This is a genomic window from Halobacillus sp. BBL2006, assembly GCF_000786645.1.
In the GTDB taxonomy this organism is placed as follows: domain Bacteria; phylum Bacillota; class Bacilli; order Bacillales; family Halobacillaceae; genus Halobacillus.
The window spans coordinates 1-2,084 of the sequence record NZ_JRNX01000871.1 but is presented as its reverse complement, the minus strand read 5'-3'; the positions used below and the strand labels follow the sequence as shown (position 1 = coordinate 2,084).

The window sequence follows — 2,084 nt, the reverse complement described above, 5'->3', positions numbered from 1 at the left end:
GTCGTCAGGTCGTTCAGGCTGCACCTCAAAAATAATCGACTGCAGCTGATCATCCTCGAGATTCATCACAAGAGTTGTGTCCGCCTGCTTTTCTAACGTCGTCCCCCGAAAATCAAACTGATCGAATGAGTCGAACGATGCTGTGTAGGTGGTGCTAGCTCCGTTATCGGTTTTCCTTACTTCATCCGCTTCCTCGAGCAAAGACTTGCTCCATGTGAAAAAGTCGTCGAGCGGAGCGATCTCTTCCAGTACACGGTGTGGAGCCTCGCCTTGCTGCCAATCATCTCCTGCTTTCACATAAAAATAATCGCCTTCAAAATAGATATCGAAATGAAACATTGTATCGTCGGAGACAGGTGTTCGAACTTGAAAATGGGATCGTTCCTTTGACCAGTACCCTTCACTGTGCGAGGCAAGTTCGCCGTCAATCTTGTATTCCGTTTCAACCTGATAACTTTTAGTTTTCAGCTGATCAAGCTCTTCCCCCCACGTGTTGTACTGATACTCTTGCTGACTGGGAAAGACAGAAAAACCGAGCCATAATCCGAGCAAAACAGCTAAAAGAGGTACGAACCATTTTTTCACGGGTCTATAAGTAGCCATTCAAATCATAGCCCCCGCTCTTCTGCCAGTAACCTCTCTCACGTTCGTCCGTAAACTCCAATCGATTGAGCCATTTCACAGATTTATAGCCATACATGGAAGGGTGATACAACCGGCAAGGATAGCCCTGTGCTTTTTTCAATGGCTGTCCGTCCATTTCGAACACAAGCATCGCTTCTTCCTCGAGCAATTGCTTTGTTGTAAAAGTGTCATAATAGGTTTTATCACCTGAATAGGCCGTCACGTACGGTGAAGAAGTGGTCATGTCCAGCTCTTTCAGGAGATCTTTTACGAGAATTCCCTTCATTTCCACCCCATGGACACTCCACCCTGTGACGCAGTGAAAATCGTCAACAATCATTGTAGAAGGAAAACGTGGGACATCAGCAAGTGTGACCGTTTCCGATTGGTTGACATGCCCATCGATCGTTAAGCTCCAGTCTGTCGTTTCATAGTGAGGATAATCATTCGTAACATTATAAATTCTGAAGTAACCTCTTCGTTTATTGGCATCTGTTGAGAGCGATAATGTCGGAATCAGCCATTTGATTGAACCTCCAATCAATAAAAACAAGAATCCTAACCCAAAGAATTTGATAAAATCCCGCCGTTGAAGCTTGTTTTCCCTTATTGCCTCAGGAACTGGAGCTTTTGCCCTCCACCACTTCGGCCACGGAATATGCAAGTCAAAGAAGTGTCCTGCACTGTGGACGATGACCCACGGTAAGAATAAAAATGTAGCCCAGTCGTGGATGATGACCGAGTAATTACGGACAGCCACTGGTAAATAGGTCTGAAAGTACATCATCAGTCCAGAAACAATCCATAACACCGCAAACATCATCGTCCAATATCCATTGTATTTTTTTACAAAGGGCCGTTTGAATAAATGCCGAAAGAGAGGTCTCAAAGCTATGATAACGATCAAGATATACATGCAAGCGATTACAAAATGAACCGTGACAAGAGGAAAATGAATTTGATTGAACCACGTCCGCGCTGGGGTGATCAATAAACAAAGACCTGTCATTAATAATAATGTAAAGATAAATGCATGAATGAAATGAACACGTACCTGGGTCTTTCTCAACACTTTATCCTCCCTTCCTACGATTGGATTCATTGTATCACGATGCACCTTTCTGCTTTCATCCTGCCGCTTGATAAGATTCAGGAATACATCGGCACATCTGTTCGTACAATTATTTTTGGGTCCAATGATATAAAAAAGGAGGATGAAGGGAGAGGCTGACCTCCTATACGCCTCAAGTCTTAGGAAAAAACTAGCCTGTAGTACGCTGCAGTCGAGCAAAGGATCGAGTACCTTTAAAAAGAAGCAGCAAGTAAACCAACTCACTCAACGAACTGGAGGGAAAAAACGTGCAATCGTTAACTAACTGGGCTTTTCGCAATAAAGCAGCAATGTCGTTATTCGTCATGATTACGTTATTAATCGGAACCATCAGCTATTTTCGCCTGCC

Annotated in this window: 2 protein-coding genes; both read right to left on the bottom strand. The window is 43.8% G+C overall.

Features of this window, described 5'->3' with window-relative positions; translation table 11 throughout:
* On the bottom strand, nucleotides 1-603 hold a 603-nt coding region (locus tag LD39_RS20640), incomplete at its 3' end, for a hypothetical protein (protein ID WP_035553172.1).
* The gene (locus LD39_RS20635; protein WP_197061471.1) at nucleotides 590-1,693 is read right to left on the bottom strand and encodes a molybdopterin-dependent oxidoreductase; all 1,104 of its coding nucleotides are present in this window, start codon (nucleotides 1,691-1,693) and stop codon (nucleotides 590-592) included. The genes LD39_RS20640 and LD39_RS20635, both read right to left, overlap by 14 nt.
* Between the last annotated feature and the right edge of the window lie 391 nt (nucleotides 1,694-2,084).